This is a genomic window from Blastomonas fulva (assembly GCF_003431825.1).
In the GTDB taxonomy this organism is placed as follows: domain Bacteria; phylum Pseudomonadota; class Alphaproteobacteria; order Sphingomonadales; family Sphingomonadaceae; genus Blastomonas; species Blastomonas fulva.
Genome location: NZ_CP020083.1, coordinates 3151999 through 3169848, shown reverse-complemented (window position 1 = coordinate 3169848; position 17850 = coordinate 3151999). Strand labels below are relative to the sequence as shown.

Sequence of the window (17850 nt, the reverse complement as noted above, 5' to 3'; positions counted from 1 at the left end):
CAACAAGACGTTAACGATATGCCACGGCAAGATTGCCGCGCAAGCCAGGCGCGCGAAAGGGATATCGCCCGCGCGGCGCGGGAAACGGGGATTTCAGAAAGCTTTCGCGCAGCCCTATGCGCCCGGCGGCAGGTCCGCCGCCAGGGCACGTAGGTCGCTGCTGACAGTTTCAGTCGGCGAAGGACTTGGGCGCTGGCGATGCGATCGTCATTTGGCCTGCACCCACCTGCTGCACTTCCAGCAGACGCTCTGCAACGCCGCTGCGGCCAAACCGGAAGGCGCCATCCAGACCGATAAAGCCGCCCGCATCGCGCAGCCGGTCCATCGGGAAGGGCGTTCCGGGTTTCCAGTCGCGCGCAATGCGGGTGGTCAGGAGCACGCTGTCATAGCCGAGGGTCGAAAGGCGGAACGGATCTGTGCCGAACTGCGCGCGATATTTGGTGGCGTACTGACGATACAGGCCATCGGACACGCTGGCGAACCAGGCACCGCGCACCGCGGGCGAGGTGGCGAGCGCGCGTTCGGTGTTCCACAATTCGGTGCCCAGGATGCGCGCGTCGGTGCCCCCATTGGCGCGGATCAGCGGTACGATGCGGATGGCGGCTGCACCGCTGTCGGCGATCAGGATCGCCTCATAAGCGCTCTCTTGCTGCATCTTCTTGAGCGCCGTGGTCACCGCCGCGTTGCCCGACCCATAGCTCTGCATCGATACCACGGTGCCGCCTGCGGCCTTGACCGACGCCAGTATCGCCGACGAGGCGCGCTGGCCGTAGGTGCCGGCGGGGACCAGAGCGGCAAAGCGGGTGATGCCCTGTGCGCGGGCGTGGCGGACGACACGGTCGATCGACTGGGCAGGGACATAGCCCATGATGAAGACGTTGTTGCCGGCAATGCCGACATCGTTGGAATAGCTGATGATCGGGACATTGGCGGCCTTGGCGGTGGCGGCCATGGCGACCACGTCATCGCCCAGCAGCGGCCCCAGGATCAGCCGGTTGCCATCCGCGATCGCGCGCTGCGCTGCGGGCAGCGCGCCACGGGCGGTATCATAGCTGGTGATGCGGATATTGCTGGCTTTGGTGTCCATCAGCGCCAGCGTGGTCGCATTGGCGATCGACTGGCCGACCGCGGCGTCCTTGCCGGAGAGCGGCAGCAGCAGCGCAATACGGTGCCGCGAAGCGTCGCTGGGCAGCGCGCCGGTGATCGGGCCGTCGTCGGGACGGGCGGTGGGCTGGTCGGGCTGCTGGCTGGGGGTGGAAGGCGGCGCGGTCTTGGGAACCATGGTCTGGCACGCAGCCAGGAACATGGTGCCCAGCACCAGCATGAGGATGGCCTGCCATTTTCGATAGAGGTGTTTCACAGCTTGTCGCTCCCGCCCTGCCGGTCCATGAACATCCGCGTGACTCATGATCCCGAACCCGGCCTGTATATCGTTGCGACACCAATCGGCAACCTTGGTGATCTGTCCACACGCGCCCGACAGGTGCTGGAACAGGCTGATCTGATCGCCTGCGAGGACAGCCGCGTCACAGGCGGCCTGCTGCACCATCTCGGCTTCAAGCGGCCTCTCGTCCGCTATGACGACCATGCCCGGCCCGCCGACCGCGAACGGCTGATTGCTGCGGCCTTGCTAGGTCCGGTGGCGCTGGTGAGCGATGCCGGGACGCCGCTGATCTCCGATCCCGGCTACCGGCTGGTGCGCGAGGCACGCGAGGCGGGTGTCGCGATCCATTCGGTCCCGGGGCCATCGGCGGTGATCGTGGCGCTGACCCTGGCGGGTCTGCCGACGGACAGATTTTACTTCCACGGCTTCCTGCCCAACAAGGCCGGCGCGCGTGACAGGGAGATCGCAGGCCTTGCCGCAATCCCCGCGACACTGGTCTTTTATGAAAGCGCCAAGCGGATCGCCGCCTGCCTCGCCGCGCTGCACGCCATCCTCGGCGATCGCGAGGCGGCGGTGGTGCGCGAGATCAGCAAGAAGTTCGAGGAAACCCGCACCGGCACCCTGTCCGAGCTTGCCGCCTATTACGCCGATGTCACGCCGAAGGGTGAGATCGTGCTGGTGGTCGGCCCGCCGCTTGCAGATGCAACCGAGGCGGATGACGACGCCGTCGAATCCGCGCTGACCGAGGCGCTTGCGAGCATGCCGCCGGGCAAGGCGGCAGGCGAGGTGGCACGGCGCTTCGGGCTCGACCGCAAGGCGCTATATGCGCGAATCATGGCCGAGCGCGAAAGCGATGGCTGAAGCGCGCCGCAAGCAGGCCGAGTCCGCCGGACGCCGCGCCGAAACGCTGGCGGCATGGTGGCTGCGACTCAAGGGCTGGCGCATCCTCGCCAAGCGCGTGCGCACACCGCTGGGCGAGGTCGATCTGGTGGCGAGGCGCGGGCGGATGGTGGCGTTCGTCGAGGTCAAGCACCGGGCCACCGCACGGGAACTGGACGAGGCCATCGATCATCACCGCCTGCGCCGTGTGGCCGCGGCTGCCGAAGCGCTGATGCCACGTTTCGTCCGGGCACACGATGATGCACGGATCGACGTGATCCTGCTTGCACCGGGCCGCTTGCCACGCCATCTGACGCACGTCTGGCAGGGCGACTGATCGCCCGGCACCAATCCCGATATCCGCCAATCCTGATACCCCAAAGCAAAGGCCATTCCATGAAGATCGCGGTACAGATGGACCCGATGCCCGGCATCAACATCAAGGGCGACAGCAGCTTTGCGCTGATGCTGTCGGCGCAGGCGCGCGGCTATACGCTCTATCATTACGATGTCGAGACGCTGACTTATGAGGCGGGGCAGGTGACGTGCCATGCCCACCCGGTGACGGTCCGCGCCGTGCAGGGCGACCATTTCACTTTCGGCGATCCGGTACGGCTCGATCTGGGCGAGGATGTCGATGTCGTGCTGATGCGGCAGGACCCACCGTTCGATGTTGGCTACATCACCGCGACGCACATTCTCGAGCGGCTGAAGGGCCGCACCTTGGTGGTCAACGACCCCGCGTCGGTCCGCAACGCACCCGAAAAGGTCTATGTGCTCGATTTCGAGCGTTTCATGCCGCCGACTTTGGTCACCCGCTCGCTCGACGAGGTCAGGCGCTTTCAGCAGAAGCACGGCGCGATCGTGGTCAAGCCGCTGCACGGCAATGGCGGCAAGGCGGTGTTTCTGGTTGGTGAGGATGGCGCCAATCTCTCTGCGCTGGTCGAGCTGTTCGGCCAGATATGGCGCGAGCCGTTCATGGTGCAGCCGTTCCTTCCCGAGGTCGCGCAAGGCGACAAGCGAATCGTGCTGGTCGATGGCAAGGTAGCCGGCGCAATCAACCGCAAGCCGGGCGAGGGCGAGTTCCGCTCAAACCTCGCAGTGGGGGGCTACGCCGAATCCGCCACGCTGACCGAGCGCGAGCAGGAGATCTGCGACGCGATGGGCCCCGAGCTCAAGGAACGCGGACTGCTGTTCGTGGGTATTGATGTGATCGGAGGCAAATGGCTGACCGAGATCAACGTCACATCGCCCACCGGCATCGTCGCGATCAGCGCTTTTAACAACAGCGACGTCGCAGCGATGATCTGGGGTGCGATCGAGGCCCGCTTGAAGACATAGTCATGAACGATTTTATCCTCAATCTGGTAGCCAGCGGCGGATATTGGGGCGTTGCCCTGCTGATGGCGCTGGAAAACGTGTTTCCGCCTATCCCGTCCGAGCTGATCATGGGGCTGGCGGGAATCGAGGCGGGCAAGGGCCACATCAACCTGTGGGCCGTGATCCTGGCAGGCACGGTCGGATCGGTCGCAGGCAACTATTTCTGGTACGCCATCGGTCGAACGTTCGGGCTCAAGCGTCTCGACCATTTCGTCGCCCGCTGGGGCCGCTGGTTCACGCTCGACCACCGCGAAATATCCCGCTTCAACAATCTGTTCCACCGCCACGGCGCCTCGACCATCTTCTTTGCGCGGATGATCCCCACGGTCCGGACACTGATCTCGCTTCCCGCGGGGATCTTCCAGATGAGCCGCACCAAGTTCCTCGTCTGGACCTTCGCAGGAGCAGGACTGTGGAATGTGGTGTTCGCCGGGATCGGCTTTCAGCTGGGCTCGCGGATCGAGGAGATCGATCGCTATACCGGACCGATATCGACCGGGGTGATCGTGCTGATCATCGGCGCCTATCTGGTGCGGGTGATCTTCTGGCGGCCCGAGGCAGGCAACAAGACCGAAAGCTGAGCTCGCGGCTCAGGCCCGTGGGTGCGCGTTTTCGTAAACGTCCAGCAGTTGTGCGGCGTCGACCTGGGTATAGATCTGGGTCGACGACAGGCTGGCATGGCCCAGCAGCTCCTGCAACGACCGCAGGTCCGCGCCGCCCGCCAGCAGGTGGGTCGCAAAGCTGTGGCGGAGCGCGTGTGGCGTGGCGTCCTCGGCCAGTCCGAGCAGCCGGCGCGCGTTCATCATCGAACGCCGCACCAGCGCAGGCGACAGCGGACCGCCACGCGTCCCCCTGAACAGGGGCGTATCGACGGAAAAATCAAACGGAGCGAGCGCGACATACTGGCTGATCGCGTCGCGCAACTGGGGCAGCACGGGCACGACCCGCTGCTTGTTGCCCTTGCCGGTGATCCGCAGCGTCTCGCCCAGCGGCAGCACCGCGGCGGTCAACCCCATCGCCTCGCTGATGCGCAGCCCCGCGCCATAGAGGAGCAGCAGCACCGCCCAGTCGCGCGCCTGCACCCATCCGGGCGCATCGCGCGAAGCCATGACGTCGCCCAGCGCCATGATGTCGTCGGGTGCGATCGGGCGCGGCAGGCTGCGCTTGATCCGCGGGCCCTTGATGCGTGGGGCGCTGCCGTCCGAGCCGCTGTGTTCGCCAGCAAACGCCAGGAACGCGCGGATCGCCGACAGTTCGCGTGCGGTGCTACGGTTGGCGAGCCCATCCCCGCGCCGCGCCGCAAGAAAGGCGCGCAGATCGGCCTGGGTCACGTCGCCCAGCCGCCTGGCATCGGGTCGCTCGCCCCAGTGATCGGCGAGGAACTCGGTCAGTCGTTCGGCGGTCGCGACATAGGCGCGCACGGTATGCTGCGATCGGCGGCGGTTGTTCGCCAGATGCGCGCGCCACAGGCTGATCAGGGGAGGGGCGGGGTCTGCCATGTGCGGCAGGGTATCAGGCGACGGCGGCGGGCTCAATCGCCACCACCTCGGCGAGGATGGCATCGAGCAGTGGCATGCCCTGCGGTGTGACGGTGATCTGCTGGCCTTCGCGCTGGACAAAGCCCAGCCCGATCAGGCGATCGGTCGCCACGTCATCGATCAGCGCCGATTGTGCGATGCCGGATCGCGCGGCCACCCGCTCCAGATCGAGCCCCTCGGCAAGCCGCAAGCCCATCAACAGCGCTTCAATCGCCTGCGTTTCAGGATCGAGCGGGCGCTCGACCGATAGGCCATTGCCGTTGCGGGTGATTGCGGAGAGATAATTCTCCGGCTTGCGGTGGCGTTCGGTCGCCATGTTCCCGCGCCTGCCATGAGCGCCCGGGCCGATCCCGGCATAATCGCCATAGCGCCAGTAAGTGAGGTTGTGGCGGCTCTGCTCGCCGATCCGGGCATGGTTGCTGATCTCGTACGCAGGCAGCCCCGCCGCGGCGGTGATCTGGCGGGTGAGGTCGAACAGGTCGGCGCAATGGTCGTCATCCGCCGGAACGAGATCGCCGCGCCGCACCAGTGTCTCGAACCGCGTCCCCGGCTCGATCGTAAGCTGATAGAGCGACAGATGCCCGGTGCCGAAGCCGAGCGCACGGGTGAGCTCGCGCTCCCAATCGGCGAGCGACTGGCCGGGGCGCGCATAAATGAGATCGAAAGAGACACGCGCGAAGCGGTTCTGCGCGATGTCGAGCGCTGCCAGCGCCTCGGTCACCGAATGCGCACGGCCCAGAAACGCCAGCACATCATCTTCGAGCGCCTGCAGCCCCAGCGACACGCGGTTGACGCCGGCGAGCGCAAGATCGCCAAAGCGCGCGGATTCCACCGACGAAGGATTCGCCTCGAGCGTGATCTCGATATCGTCGGCAAAGCGCCAGTGCCTGCCTGCCTGATCGATCAGAGACTGCACGAGCGCAGGTGGCATCAGCGATGGCGTGCCGCCACCGAAAAAGATCGAGCCCAGCGTCCGGCCTGGGAGCAACGCCGCCTCATGCGCCATGTCGGCAAGCAGCGCGGCTTTCCATTGCGTGATATCGACGCCATCGCGGACGTGGCTGTTGAAATCGCAATAGGGGCATTTGGAGACGCAGAACGGCCAGTGGATGTAGAGCGCGAGCGGCTCATCTCCCCTACCGCTCGCGGTAGAGAAGAGGTGCGTACCGCTATTCAAAAGCACGCCTCGACCAGCTTTGCAAAGGCATCGGCGCGATGACTGATGCTATGCTTGTGTGCGGGATCGAGCTCGGCGAAGGTCTGGTCGAACCCCTTCGCCACGAACACCGGGTCATAGCCGAATCCCAGCGTGCCGCGCGGCGGCCAGGTCAGCGCGCCGGTCACCCGACCTTCGAATATTTCCGCATGACCATCGGGCCAGGTGAGCGCGAGCGTGCAGATGAAATAGGCGCTGCGATCAGCGTCCGGGCCAAGTTCCGCGAGCCGCCCTTCGACCTTGCCCATCGCCATGTACCAGTCGCGGCCCGGCTCGCCCTCGAACCATTGCCGTTCGGCCCAGTCGGCGGTGTAGACACCGGGTCTGCCGCCGAGCGCGGCAACGCACAACCCGCTGTCATCGGCAAGCGCAACGCAGCCGGAAGCCTGCGCAGAGGCATGCGCCTTGAGCAGCGCGTTCTCGGCAAAGCTCGTGCCGGTCTCTTCGGGCTCGGCCAAGCCAAGGTCCCCCGCCGACACCGGCTCGATGCCGAATGGTTCGAGCAGCGCGCGGATTTCACGCACCTTGCCCTGGTTATGGCTGGCGATCACCAACCGGCCAGGCTCGAGTTTGCGCGCCGCCATCGGATCAGGAAACCGCGCGGTCCTGCGCCGCAAAGATCTCGTTGCAGCCCATGCGCGCCAGGCGAAGCAGCCGCAGCAGCGCCTCTTCGTCGTAGGGCGCGCCTTCTGCGGTCGCCTGCGCTTCGGCAATGTTGCCGCCTTCGATCAGCACGAAGTTCGCATCGGCATCCGCGTTCGAGTCCTCGATGTAATCGAGGTCGAGCACCGGCGTTCCCTGATGGATGCCGCAGCTGATTGCCGCGACCTTGGCGGTGATCGGGTCTTCCTTGATCAGCCCCTTGGCCATCAGGCCGTTGACTGCGAGCCGCAGCGCGACCCATGCGCCGGAGATCGACGCGGTGCGGGTGCCGCCATCGGCCTGGATGACATCGCAATCGAGCGTGATCTGGCGTTCGCCGAGCTTCTTGAGATCGACCACCGCGCGCAGCGAGCGCCCGATCAGCCGCTGGATTTCCTGGGTGCGGCCCGATTGCTTGCCTTTGGCCGCCTCGCGCTGGCCGCGGGTGTGGGTGGCGCGCGGCAGCATCGAATATTCCGCCGTGACCCAGCCTTCGCCCTTGCCCTTGAGCCAGGGCGGAAGACGTTCCTCGATGCTCGCGGTAACTAGCACCTTGGTATCGCCAAAGCCGATCAGGCAGCTGCCCTCGGCATGCTTGGTAAAGCCGGTTTCGATGCTGATGATGCGCATTTCGTCGGGGGCGCGGCCAGATGGGCGCATAGGATGATTCTCCAGGGTCTGTCAGTGTTGCTGCGCCGATAGCGGGCGGCCAGCGCAATGGAAAGCACCAAGCCACTTGCCATGCCGGATCAAAAATGGCAGTGGCGCGGCACTCCAGCGATCATGGGCGATTAGCTCAGTTGGTAGAGCATCTCGTTTACACCGAGAGGGTCGGCAGTTCGAGCCTGTCATCGCCCACCATGATCCGCGAAATCCACCCGAATTTGTTGCCCGTTTGCCACGCCCGACAGGCGAATCGCCTGCGTTGGGTTTTGTTCAGCAACCGGTCAGGCAGGCGGTTTCAGATAATGCGCCCATGCCGGGTCATCTCCTTCTTGCCATAGCGCTGGGCGCTGCCACCATCGGCGGCGCGGCGATGCTGGCGACGGTGGATCGCGGGACGCCTGCGCAGGGCGAATGCCTCAGCAAGAAGCGCGTCATTTCCGGCACCGCGCGGATCAAGCGCGCCGAGCCGCGCAGGCGCTGTCATGTGATCGTGCCGATCCTGATGTGATCGGCCTGCACCGTCAGCCCTTTGCGAGCGTCTCTTCCATCAGCGCGGATGCCCGGGTCCCGTTCCAGTCCATTCCGCCGATCATCCGCCACACTTCCTTGCCCTCGGCATCGTACAGCACGGTGGTGGGCATCACCCCGGTCATGTAGCTGAAGCCCAAATTGTTTTCCGGATCGACGAACGGCTGGATCGTCTTGTAGCCCTTTTCGGCGAAGAACGGCTTGATCGCGTCGAGGTTCTGCATGTCCTGCGACACGGTGAGCACCACCAGCCGGTCCTTCTCGCGCGCTGCCAGAGCGTCCAGAGTGGGCATCTCGACCACGCATGGTCCGCACCACGTCGCCCACAGGTTGACCAGCACCGGCTTGCCCTTGAAGGCGGCCAGGCTGGTGGTGTTGCCGTCGGGATCGCTGAAGGTCACGTCGGGCGCAGCCTTGCCACGCTGCGAGATATCGAGCGTGCCCGAAAGCGGGACCGAAGGACCCGCCTTTTGAGCAGTTTTTTCGGACTGAGCGGGTTGCTCCGAGGCAGGGGATTGCCTATCGCACGCCCCAGTTGCCAGCGCGGCAAGAGCCACCACCGGCCAGATGCGCTTGCTGGAAAAATGGGCGGTACGCATGGGTAACAACTCCAACAGCATGTGGGGCGGACGGTTTGCCGCAGGGCCATCCGATGTGATGCGGGCCATAAACGCCTCCATCCCGTTCGACAAGGCGCTGTGGCGGCAGGATATCGATGGCTCGCTGGCGCATGTCGCGATGCTGGGCGCGCAGGGGATCATCCCGGCTGACGACGCCGAGGCTATCACTTCTGGCCTCAAGCAGATCGCACAAGAATATGCCGCCAACGGCGTGACCGAGGACTGGTCGCTCGAGGACATCCACATGCATGTCGAGGCACGGCTGGCCGAGCTGATCGGGCCTTCTGCCGGACGCCTGCACACCGCGCGCTCGCGCAACGACCAGGTCGCCACCGATTTTCGCCTCTGGGTGCGCGATGCCTGCGATGCCGCCGATGCCGCGCTGAAGGCGCTGCAGACCGCATTGGTCGACCGCGCCGCCGAACATGCCGATGCGATCATGCCGGGCTTCACCCACTTGCAGATTGCGCAGCCGGTGACGCTCGGCCATCACCTGCTTGCCTATTACGAGATGTTCGCGCGCGATCGCGACCGCTTTGCCGCTGCGCGTGCGCGGATGAACCAATGCCCGCTGGGCTCTGCAGCGCTCGCTGGAACCGGCTTTCCGATTGACCGCGATGCGACCGCCAGCGCGCTGGGCTTCGAGCGCCCTACAGCCAACTCGCTCGATGCCGTATCGGACCGCGATTTCGCGCTCGATTACCTCACCGCCGCCTCGCAATGCGCGCTGCACCTGTCACGGCTGGCCGAAGAGTTCATCATCTGGGCAAGCCAGCCCTATGGCTTCGTCAAGCTGCCCGACAGCTTCTCGACCGGATCGTCGATCATGCCGCAGAAGCGCAACCCCGATGCCGCAGAACTGGTGCGCGGCCATGCCGGGCGGATCATCGGCTGCCAGACCGCGCTGATGATCACGATGAAGGGCCTGCCGCTCGCCTATTCCAAGGACATGCAGGACGACAAGCCACCGGTGTTCGAATGCGAAGGCCTGCTGATGCTGAGCCTGGCCGCGATGACTGGGATGGTGGCCGAAACCACATTCGAGACCGCAGCGATGCGCAAGGCAACCGAGCGCGGCTTTGCCACCGCGACCGATCTGGCCGACTGGCTGGTGCGGCAGGCGGGAATCCCGTTCCGCGAGGCGCACCATATCACCGGCGCGGTGGTCAAGCTCGCCGAACAGCGCGGCGTGGCGCTCGACACGCTGCCGATCGCCGATCTGCAGGCGATCGATGCGCGTATCAGCGAGGCGGTCTACCCCGCGCTGTCGGTCGACGCATCGGTCGCCAGCCGCAACAGCTATGGCGGCACCGCGCCCGATCAGGTACGGGTGCAAGTGGCGCGCGCTCAGGCTGCGCTCAACGGAGAATGACGATGGCGCGTGCCTCCAACCTGCTGCTGGCTGCGGTCGCAATCCTGGCGCTGTCTGCCTGTGGCAGCCGCCAGAAGCTGACCGCGGTCGAAGGCACCGCGCCTGCGCCCACGGCCTATGGCGCCTCGATGGTGGCTGCGCCCGATCAGTTGATGGAGCCCAGCACCCAGTCGCGTCCCGAACGCAATGTCGAGCTGCGGCGAAAATCCGAGGCGCGCGCCGACGACCCGTTCGACCTTCCTCCCGAGTAACAGTCAAAAGGCTCCGTTCAACATGGACCATTTCTCGCTGATTGGCGGCCAGCTGCACGCCGAGCAGGTGCCGCTGGCGCGCATTGCCGATGAAGTCGGCACGCCCGTCTATGTCTATTCGCGCGCGACGCTGGAGCGCCATGCCGATGTCTTCCGAGAGGGGCTGGCGGGTGTTCCGCGCAAGCATCTGGCGTTCGCCGTCAAGTCGAACCCCAATCTGGCGGTGCTCAAGGTGCTGGCTCAGCGTGGTTATGGCGCGGATGTCGTTTCGGGTGGCGAGCTCGACCGCGCACTCGCCGCAGGAATTGCGCCTGCCGACATCGTGTTCTCGGGCGTGGGCAAGACCGCGGACGAAATCCGCCATGCGCTGGCAACCGGCATCGGCCAGTTCAACATCGAATCCGAAGAAGAAGGCGAGATGCTCGCTGCGGTCGCGGACTCGATGGGGCTGAGCGCCGCCGCGGTGCTGCGGATCAATCCTGACGTCGATGCAGGCACCCATGCCAAGATCTCGACCGGCAAGGCAGACAACAAGTTCGGCGTCGGGCTGCATGTCGGGCCGGGGATTTATGAGCGCCTGTCGCAGCTGCCCGGGATCGGGCTGCGCGGCGTCGCGGTGCATATCGGCAGCCAGCTGCTCAGTCTCGATCCGCTCGAGGCTGCGTTTGGCAAGATCGGCCAGCTGGTCGCCGATCTGCGCGGCGCGGGGCATGCCATCACGCATGTCGATCTGGGCGGCGGGCTTGGCGTGCCGTATCAGGCCGGGAGCAACCCGCCATCGCCTGCCGATTATGGTGCGCTGGTCGCGCGGGTGACTCGCGACTGGGATGCCACCATCCAGTTCGAGCCCGGACGCGTGATCGCAGGCAATGCCGGCGTGCTGCTCACCCGGGTGATCCGGGTAAAGCCCGGGATCCAGCACCCCTTCGTGGTGGTCGATGCGGCGATGAACGATCTTGCCCGCCCGGCCCTGTACGATGCCTGGCATGACTTCGAAGCGGTGGTGCCCGATGGCACCCGGATGATGGCCAATATCGTCGGCCCGGTGTGCGAAAGCGGCGATACCTTCGCGATGGGCCGCGATATCGACACCGTTGCCGCAGGCGATCTCGCGGTGTTCCGCACCGCAGGCGCCTATGGCGCTACGATGGCGAGCAGCTACAACAGCCGCGGCATCGTCGCCGAGGTGCTGGTCGATGGCGACCGCTTTGCCGTGGTCGCCAACCGCATCACCCCTGCCGAGATCATGGCCGCAGAGCAGGTGCCCGACTGGCTGTGAACCAGCTGCCGATCTTCCTCAACCTGCGTGATCGCCCGGTGATCCTGCTGGGCGATGGCGAGGCGGCAGATGCCAAGCGGCGGTTGATCGCGCGTTCGGGCGGGATCTGCGTCGGGGAGGACAATCACGACGCCCGGCTGGCGATCGTCGCGCTGGAGGATGAGGACGAAGCGATCGCAGCAGTCGCCCGGCTCAAGGCGCGCGGACTGATCGTCAACGCGGTCGACCGGCCTGCTTTGTGCGATTTCACTACGCCTGCGATCATCGACCGCGATCCGGTGCTGATCGCGATCGGCACCGGCGGCGCATCGGCGGGGCTCGCCAAGGCGCTGCGCCAGCGGCTCGAGGGCCTGCTCCCCGCGACGCTGGGCGATCTGGCGCGCAGGCTCGATGCCGCGCGGGACGCCATCAGGCAGCGCTGGCCGGGTGGTGCCGAGTGCAGGCGCGCGATCGATGCCGCGCTGGCACCCGGCGGTACGCTCGATCCGCTGAGCGATCATGCCGCGGATGCGGTGGCCGTCTGGATCGCTGGCGGCGGGGCAGGGGTGTCGGCGGGACGCTACGAGATCGCGATTGCATCACCCGATCCGGATGAGCTGACCTTGCGTCAGGTGCGGCTGCTGGGTAGCGCCGATCTGGTGCTGCACCCTTCGGACATGCCGCCTGCAATCCTTGCCCGTGCCAGAGCCGATGCCGCCATGCGGATCGACGATGAAGAAGACGGTGCGCCCGAGGGTGTGGTCGTGCGGCTTATCTGGGCGCCGACAGCAGGAAGTTCATGAACACGGTGGCGATCGGCTTGGCCGGGTCGTCCTGCCAGGCCTTGGCTTCGACATTGGCCACCCGCCGTCCGATCCTGGTCACTTCGCCCAGCGCATAGGTGCGCAGTTCGCGTCCGCCGCGCATGAAGTTGATGGTGATGTTGACCGGCTTGATCTTCAGGTCGCTCTCGTCCTTGCCCAGTGTCACCCGCAGCGCCGCGATCGCGGCGACTTCCATCAGCCCGCTGAGCGCGCCACCGTGCAGGAAGCCGGGGCGCCCCATCACGGAAGGGCCGTAATCATAGGCGATGACCGGAAGCCCGGCGTGCATATGGTCGACGGTCATCCCCATGGTGGTTGCGAACGGCGGCATGAAACCCAGGACGGTTGCGATGGTGTCTTTCTCGCTCATCGGTCAGGCTAGGAAGTTTTCGACGCGGATGAAGGTCCCTGCGACGTGCGCGACCGGGTCATCGGGATCTCCGTCATGGGCGATGCCGCGGACAAAGGCCATCGAGCGCGTGGTCTTGTAGCATTCGCCGCGTCCGATCACGGTCTTGCCGGGGGTCGCGGGGCGCATGTAATCCACCCTGAGGTCGAGCGTCACCTGGGGCCGGAACTTGCCGATCGCCGTCCAGACCGACAGGCTGGTGGCGTTGTCCATCAGGCTGATGATCGGACCCGATGCGATCACCCCGCTGTCGACATCGCCGACGAGCCCGGGAGCATATGGCAGCGCGAGCTCCACCCAGTTGTCGCCGTGTGCGCTGTAGAGGATACCCAGATGGCCGCTATGGCCGTGGGTCGACATCATGGTCTGGAACATGCCGGGGTCGAAACCGTCGTTCAGGTCGGCAGCTTCGGGGGTCGGGTCGTCATTCATCACAAGGGGTTCGATTCGCAGCCGTTCGGATTAATGGACTATAACTGGCAAAGCCGCGGCAAGCTCTGCACTCTCCCGCCTGTTCGTCAACCCCAAGGACAGGAGAAGACAGCCATGCCATCCGGAAATCCCGCACCCAGGATCGACGTGAACGATCTGCCGGACCTCGATTCCCCTGTTGCGCTGCACGGGGCACGGCTCGATGTCAGCCCCTGCACGGGGGTCAGCGACGATCTGTGGATCATCGCGGTGATCCTGGTCTACGAAAACTGACGCAGCGCAGCAGGGCGGACGGCGCGTGACGGTGGAGCGCAGACTGCGCGCGTGTGTCGATCGGTTTGCAGGCACGAGCGGATACGCGCTGTCCCAGGCGCTGGGGCCGATGCTCACCGATGCAGAGCTCGCGAGCATGTGGCTGCAAGAGCGGCTCATCGGCCTTCAGCAGCCGCGGCCGCAATTGCCCGCGGGCTTTGCCGACCCAGTGTGCCAGTCGCTGGTGATGCTCGATCATCAGCGGGTACATCTGTCGCTGGCGATCGTTTCGGCCGAGGGATGGAAAGCGGAGCGCGCGACACAGGTTGGCGCACCGCAGATCGTCGGATTTGCCGATGGCTGGACCACGATCCGCTTTCTCTCGGCACCATTGGCCAAGGTGCAGCGCCATTATCTCGACCAGACACGGCAAGACCGCCGCGCCTTTGCCGAAAGTCCCAGGCAGGTGACCACCGGCGAGGTGATCTGCCTCGACAATGCGCGAGAGACGCTGCGGTTCGTCGGGCTTGGGGCGGATGTGGTCATGCTGCGGTTGCTGGTTCGCGACCCCGATGCGCAACAGGCCGTCGAATGCGATGCCCGCACGGGCGCAGTGCTGCGCATTCGCGAGGCGCAATCGGGGGATGGCCGCACCCGCATGATGCTCTCGCTGCTGCGATCTTTGGGGCGCAGCGATGCCGTACCCGCCATTGCCGAAGCGCTCGCCTCCTGGCCCGCGCATCTGCGCTGGCACGGCGTCCGCGAGGCGCTGGCGACCGACAGCATTGCGGGGTTCGCTCTGCTGCAGGCCATGGCCGAGACCGATCCCGATGCGGATCTGCGCGCTCTCGCCAGCCGGACACGCGATGATCTGTTCACCCGCTATCCGCAACTTGCAGCCTAGCGCCCGGTCATGGCGCTGACGCTTCACACAGACCCCGCGCAGCCCTGCACGCTGGAGGAATGCTTGGCCGCGCTCGATCATACAGGGTTCGAGCCCGATGACCCGAACTCGGTGGCGCACGCCGCGCACTGGCTGGCACGGCTTGCTGCCAATCGACACTTTCTGGGCGATCTGGCGCTCTCCCGGTTGCAGGCAGCCCATGTCGGTCAGGCGGGACAGGGCTATACCGCGCAGGTGATGATGCTGGGAGCGCCGCGCCCCGGCTGGTTCATGCGCGCGGCGATCTGGCCGTCTGCGCAGGACGCGGTAATGCGCGACAGCGGTGCTGCCGCCTTCGTTTATGGCCTGCCGCACGATCACAATTTCCACTTCCTGACGGTGGGCTATCACGGCCCCGGTTACCGCAGCGACCATTACGAGGTCGATCCCGAGCGCATGACCGGAGTGGTCGGCGAGGCAGTCGATCTGCGTTTCGTCGAGACCAGCCTGCTCCATCCGGGACGCGTGATGCACTACCGCGCCCGGCGCGACGTGCATTGCCAATATGCGCCCGATACGCTCTCGGTCTCGATCAACCTGATGCACAGCGCGCCCGGGCAGCGGTGGACCGACCAGTTCGAATATGATCTGCGCCGGGGCACGATCAGCAGGGTGCTCACCGGGTGCACCGCCGATACGCTTTGCAAGCTGGCGACGGCGTTGAGCCCTGCTGCCGCGCTGGATGTGATCGAGACCATCGCCCGGAGCCATCCTGTCGAACGCCTGCGCTGGTCGGCGATCCGGGCCCTTGCAGCCGAACAGCCCGGCACCCAGGCGCGCGCCGAGTTTCTTGACCGGCAGGCGGCCAGGGCAAGCGGCTGGCTCGCGCGTCGCTGCCGGGCCGAGATTGGCGATTGATGGGGCCGGGTCGCAGGCTATAGTCGCTCCCGAAACCATGTTGGGGGCACGTCATACCTATGTTCATTGCGGAACTGGAAATCGGACAGATCGGGCGATTGATCCAGTTTGCCATGGCCCCCGCCTTCCTGCTGGTGGCGACGGGCAACATCCTGCAGCTGTTTGCCGGGCGGCTGGCCCGAGTTATCGACCGCGAGCGGGTGCAGCTTGCCGAGTTCAGCCGGACCACGGGCGAGGACCATGTCCGCGTGGTGCGCGAACTGCAGATTCTCGACCGCCGCGCTTCGATCGTCAACAAGGCGATCCTGATGGCGACGCTGAGCGCCTCGACCGTCAGCCTGTTGATCGCGGCCATGTTCGTGCTGTCGCTCACCGGCTACAAGTTCGGCCAGATCGTCGCAGGGGGGTTCATCCTGGCCATGGCGTTCCTGATTGCCGGGCTCGGCCTGTTCATCGCCGAGATTCGACTTGCGACCCGCAACATCCGCATCGAGGAGCGTTTGCTCATTCTCGAAGACGAGTGATCGCAGCCAAGCCCAAAGAAAAAGGGCTCCGCGCTGGTGCGCGAAGCCCTTTTCGATCTCAGAATGCTTGAGGCGCTATCAGCCGGCAGCAGGCGCCGCAGCAGCATCGGCTGCGGGGGTTGCTGCACCGTCGGCAGCGGCAGGTGCTGCTCCACCTTCAGCGGCCGGGGCTGCGTCTGCTGCGTCCGGTGCGGGCGCAGCGGGGAGAGGCAGCGGGCTGCCGGTCTGGGTGTTCATCCATGCCATCAGATTGGCGCGATCTTCAGCCTTGCCGAGGCCCGCAAAGCTCATCTTGGTGCCATCGGCATAGGCCTTGGGCGAGGTGAGCCACTTGTTCATTTCCTCGAAGGTCCACGGACCCGACTTGCTCTTGAGCGCGTCGGAATAGGCGAAACCTGCGACCGATGCGTGGGGCTTGCCCATCACGCCATAAAGATTGGGGCCGATGCCGTTGGCGCCGCCGCTGTTGATCGAGTGGCATGACGAGCATTTGGCGAAAACCTTCTCGCCCTTGGCAACATCGGCGCTGGCAAGCAGCGTGGCGATCGGCACTTCGGCGGCGGCTTCACCTTCGGATGAGACGACGCCTTCGATCACATAGCCCAGCTTCTCGGGGCGTTCGGGCTTGTCGGCGTGGAACACCTTGCCGCTGATGATCGACAGGCCAAGGGCAGCGATGCCGCCTGCAAGAGCCCAGCCTGCAATCGTGTTCTTGTTGTCCTGCATTGCCCTGTTGCCTCGTCTTTTGCTGCAGGCGCCATGACAACACGGCGCCCTGAAAGGTCGGTGTCCGATCAACCCTGCGTCAAAGCCGGGCGTATCAGCGTTTCGAAAGGCCTGATGCCGCGTCGCAACAAGGCCGGTTCGCCGCTCCCTCTAATCATGGTCAAGGCGCACTGCAAGCCCCGACGCGCCCGTTTTCGCCTTGTCGTCGCGGCATTGGGTGCCTATTCGGCGTGCCCATGCAAAGCTACCCCCAGATCGCCCGCCTGATGGTTGACACCATGGCCCGCACCGCTGCCGACGCGCCGGAGTGCACCATCGCTTTTCAGGGCGCTCCGGGAGCCTATTCCCACATCGCCGCGCGCGAGTTCGCGCCCGACTGGCATCCCTTGCCCTGCTATTCTTTCGAGGATGCGATGGATGCGGTGAAAGACGGCCGCGCGGCCAAGGCGATCATCCCGATCGAGAACTCGCAGCATGGCCGGGTGGCGGACATCCACTTCCTGCTGCCGGAAAGCGGCCTGACCATCGTCGCCGAGCATTTCCTGCCGGTGCATCACTGCTTGCTGGCCAAAGGCGAAGGGCCGTTCCGCTCGGCGGTCAGCCATCCGCAGGCACTGGGGCAGACCCGCCATTATCTGCGCGCGCATGGCATCCAGCCTACCACTTATGCCGACACCGCAGGGGCCGCCGCCTTTGTCGCCGAATCGGATGATCCGTCGCTGTGCGCGGTGGCCTCGCGGCTGGCAGGCGAAGTGTTCGGGCTCAAGGTCATCGCCGAAGGCATCGAGGATGCCGCGCACAACATGACGCGGTTTGTGGTGCTGGCCGCACACCGCGACGATCCGCTTCCCGGCGCCGATACGGTGATGACCAGCATGCTGTTCGAGGTGAAGAACATCCCTGCAGCGCTGTTCATGGCGCTGTCGGGCTTCGCCACCAACGGCATCAACATGACCAAGCTGGAAAGCTATATTCGCGGCGGCAGCTTTGCGGCTGCGGAATTCTATGCCGATATCGAGGGCATGCCGGGGGACCCGGCGGTCGACCGTGCGCTCGAGGTGCTGGGCCATCACAGCAAATGGGTGCGGATCCTGGGCAGCTACCCCCAGGCGCTTCCCAGGGTATAGCCGCGCGGAAAGATTGGCTGG

General features: G+C 65.5%; 23 protein-coding genes and 1 tRNA gene. 15 read left to right on the top strand and 9 right to left on the bottom strand.

Features of this window, described 5'->3' with window-relative positions:
• Positions 1 to 169: 169 nt before the first annotated feature.
• Positions 170 to 1360, bottom strand: coding sequence for a penicillin-binding protein activator (locus tag B5J99_RS15150; RefSeq protein WP_425456408.1), 1191 nt, complete (start codon positions 1358 to 1360; stop codon positions 170 to 172).
• A gap of 27 nt (positions 1361 to 1387) precedes the next feature.
• Here B5J99_RS15150 and rsmI point away from each other — a divergent pair, with 27 nt between their 5' ends.
• Genes rsmI through B5J99_RS15130 form a run of 4 tightly spaced genes read left to right on the top strand, consistent with a single transcriptional unit; the run spans position 1388 to position 4224 of the window.
• Entirely contained in the window at positions 1388 to 2245 is an 858-nt protein-coding gene (gene rsmI, locus B5J99_RS15145; RefSeq protein ID WP_211337831.1) for a 16S rRNA (cytidine(1402)-2'-O)-methyltransferase, read from the top strand.
• The gene (locus B5J99_RS15140; RefSeq protein WP_117352859.1) at positions 2238 to 2600 is read left to right on the top strand and encodes a YraN family protein; all 363 of its coding nucleotides are present in this window, start codon (positions 2238 to 2240) and stop codon (positions 2598 to 2600) included. The genes rsmI and B5J99_RS15140 overlap by 8 nt, the downstream gene beginning before the upstream one ends.
• Positions 2601 to 2659: 59 nt before the next feature.
• A complete protein-coding gene (gshB, locus tag B5J99_RS15135; RefSeq protein WP_117352858.1) occupies positions 2660 to 3604 on the top strand; it encodes a glutathione synthase in 945 nt (314 codons plus the stop codon).
• A gap of 2 nt (positions 3605 to 3606) precedes the next feature.
• A complete protein-coding gene (locus B5J99_RS15130) occupies positions 3607 to 4224 on the top strand; it encodes a DedA family protein (RefSeq protein ID WP_054135343.1) in 618 nt (205 codons plus the stop codon).
• A gap of 9 nt (positions 4225 to 4233) precedes the next feature.
• On the opposite strand, the gene B5J99_RS15125 is transcribed toward B5J99_RS15130, so the two are convergent.
• Genes B5J99_RS15125 through rph form a run of 4 tightly spaced genes read right to left on the bottom strand, consistent with a single transcriptional unit; the run spans position 4234 to position 7699 of the window.
• Positions 4234 to 5142 carry a tyrosine recombinase XerC gene (locus tag B5J99_RS15125; RefSeq protein WP_117352857.1) on the bottom strand — a complete coding sequence of 303 codons (909 nt, stop codon included), beginning with the start codon at positions 5140 to 5142 and terminating at the stop codon, positions 4234 to 4236.
• A 13-nt stretch (positions 5143 to 5155) separates the two neighbouring features.
• Positions 5156 to 6358 carry a radical SAM family heme chaperone HemW gene (hemW, locus tag B5J99_RS15120; protein WP_117352856.1) on the bottom strand — a complete coding sequence of 401 codons (1203 nt, stop codon included), beginning with the start codon at positions 6356 to 6358 and terminating at the stop codon, positions 5156 to 5158.
• Positions 6355 to 6981 (bottom strand): RdgB/HAM1 family non-canonical purine NTP pyrophosphatase, encoded by a 627-nt coding sequence (gene rdgB, locus B5J99_RS15115; protein WP_117352855.1) that lies wholly within the window; start codon positions 6979 to 6981, stop codon positions 6355 to 6357. Before rdgB ends, hemW begins: the two co-directional genes overlap by 4 nt.
• Positions 6982 to 6985: 4 nt before the next feature.
• Positions 6986 to 7699 (bottom strand): ribonuclease PH, encoded by a 714-nt coding sequence (rph, locus tag B5J99_RS15110; protein WP_117352854.1) that lies wholly within the window; start codon positions 7697 to 7699, stop codon positions 6986 to 6988.
• Positions 7700 to 7824: 125 nt separating this feature from the next.
• Between rph and B5J99_RS15105 the strand changes: the two genes are divergently transcribed.
• Both B5J99_RS15105 and B5J99_RS15100 read left to right on the top strand, forming a co-directional pair.
• Positions 7825 to 7900 (top strand) — tRNA-Val (locus B5J99_RS15105).
• A gap of 115 nt (positions 7901 to 8015) precedes the next feature.
• Entirely contained in the window at positions 8016 to 8213 is a 198-nt protein-coding gene (locus B5J99_RS15100) for a hypothetical protein (protein WP_054135276.1), read from the top strand.
• 13 nt (positions 8214 to 8226) lie between these two features.
• On the opposite strand, the gene B5J99_RS15095 is transcribed toward B5J99_RS15100, so the two are convergent.
• The gene (locus B5J99_RS15095; protein WP_245991648.1) at positions 8227 to 8832 is read right to left on the bottom strand and encodes a TlpA family protein disulfide reductase; all 606 of its coding nucleotides are present in this window, start codon (positions 8830 to 8832) and stop codon (positions 8227 to 8229) included.
• 19 nt (positions 8833 to 8851) lie between these two features.
• Here B5J99_RS15095 and argH point away from each other — a divergent pair, with 19 nt between their 5' ends.
• Genes argH through B5J99_RS15075 form a run of 4 tightly spaced genes read left to right on the top strand, consistent with a single transcriptional unit; the run spans position 8852 to position 12537 of the window.
• Positions 8852 to 10225, top strand: a complete 1374-nt coding sequence (gene argH / locus B5J99_RS15090) for an argininosuccinate lyase (RefSeq protein ID WP_117352852.1) — start codon at positions 8852 to 8854, stop codon at positions 10223 to 10225.
• A 2-nt stretch (positions 10226 to 10227) separates the two neighbouring features.
• Complete coding sequence (locus tag B5J99_RS15085; RefSeq protein WP_245991647.1) at positions 10228 to 10476, top strand: hypothetical protein; 249 nt, start codon at positions 10228 to 10230, stop codon at positions 10474 to 10476.
• 22 nt (positions 10477 to 10498) lie between these two features.
• Positions 10499 to 11755 (top strand): diaminopimelate decarboxylase, encoded by a 1257-nt coding sequence (gene lysA / locus B5J99_RS15080; RefSeq protein WP_117352850.1) that lies wholly within the window; start codon positions 10499 to 10501, stop codon positions 11753 to 11755.
• Entirely contained in the window at positions 11752 to 12537 is a 786-nt protein-coding gene (locus B5J99_RS15075) for a precorrin-2 dehydrogenase/sirohydrochlorin ferrochelatase family protein (RefSeq protein ID WP_117352849.1), read from the top strand. The genes lysA and B5J99_RS15075 overlap by 4 nt, the downstream gene beginning before the upstream one ends.
• Here the strand turns inward: B5J99_RS15075 and B5J99_RS15070 are convergent.
• Together B5J99_RS15070 and B5J99_RS15065 are read right to left on the bottom strand one after the other, a co-directional pair.
• Entirely contained in the window at positions 12506 to 12928 is a 423-nt protein-coding gene (locus B5J99_RS15070; RefSeq protein ID WP_083231344.1) for a PaaI family thioesterase, read from the bottom strand. The genes B5J99_RS15075 and B5J99_RS15070 overlap by 32 nt on opposite strands.
• Before the next feature lie 3 nt (positions 12929 to 12931).
• Positions 12932 to 13399: a PaaI family thioesterase gene (locus tag B5J99_RS15065; RefSeq protein ID WP_425456407.1), complete on the bottom strand. Its 468-nt coding sequence runs from the start codon at positions 13397 to 13399 to the stop codon at positions 12932 to 12934.
• A gap of 114 nt (positions 13400 to 13513) precedes the next feature.
• Here B5J99_RS15065 and B5J99_RS19600 point away from each other — a divergent pair, with 114 nt between their 5' ends.
• Genes B5J99_RS19600 through B5J99_RS15050 form a run of 4 tightly spaced genes read left to right on the top strand, consistent with a single transcriptional unit; the run spans position 13514 to position 15976 of the window.
• The gene (locus B5J99_RS19600; RefSeq protein ID WP_156318100.1) at positions 13514 to 13672 is read left to right on the top strand and encodes a hypothetical protein; all 159 of its coding nucleotides are present in this window, start codon (positions 13514 to 13516) and stop codon (positions 13670 to 13672) included.
• 31 nt (positions 13673 to 13703) lie between these two features.
• Positions 13704 to 14555, top strand: a complete 852-nt coding sequence (locus B5J99_RS15060) for a hypothetical protein (RefSeq protein ID WP_117352848.1) — start codon at positions 13704 to 13706, stop codon at positions 14553 to 14555.
• Positions 14556 to 14564: 9 nt separating this feature from the next.
• Entirely contained in the window at positions 14565 to 15452 is an 888-nt protein-coding gene (locus B5J99_RS15055) for a transposase (protein WP_117352847.1), read from the top strand.
• Between the two features lie 59 nt (positions 15453 to 15511).
• Positions 15512 to 15976: a DUF2721 domain-containing protein gene (locus B5J99_RS15050; protein ID WP_054135268.1), complete on the top strand. Its 465-nt coding sequence runs from the start codon at positions 15512 to 15514 to the stop codon at positions 15974 to 15976.
• Between the two features lie 78 nt (positions 15977 to 16054).
• On the opposite strand, the gene B5J99_RS15045 is transcribed toward B5J99_RS15050, so the two are convergent.
• Complete coding sequence (locus B5J99_RS15045; RefSeq protein WP_117352846.1) at positions 16055 to 16702, bottom strand: c-type cytochrome; 648 nt, start codon at positions 16700 to 16702, stop codon at positions 16055 to 16057.
• A 236-nt stretch (positions 16703 to 16938) separates the two neighbouring features.
• On the opposite strand from B5J99_RS15045, the gene B5J99_RS15040 reads away from it, so the two are divergent.
• Positions 16939 to 17829 carry a prephenate dehydratase gene (locus B5J99_RS15040; RefSeq protein ID WP_069050057.1) on the top strand — a complete coding sequence of 297 codons (891 nt, stop codon included), beginning with the start codon at positions 16939 to 16941 and terminating at the stop codon, positions 17827 to 17829.
• Positions 17830 to 17850 lie beyond the last annotated feature (21 nt).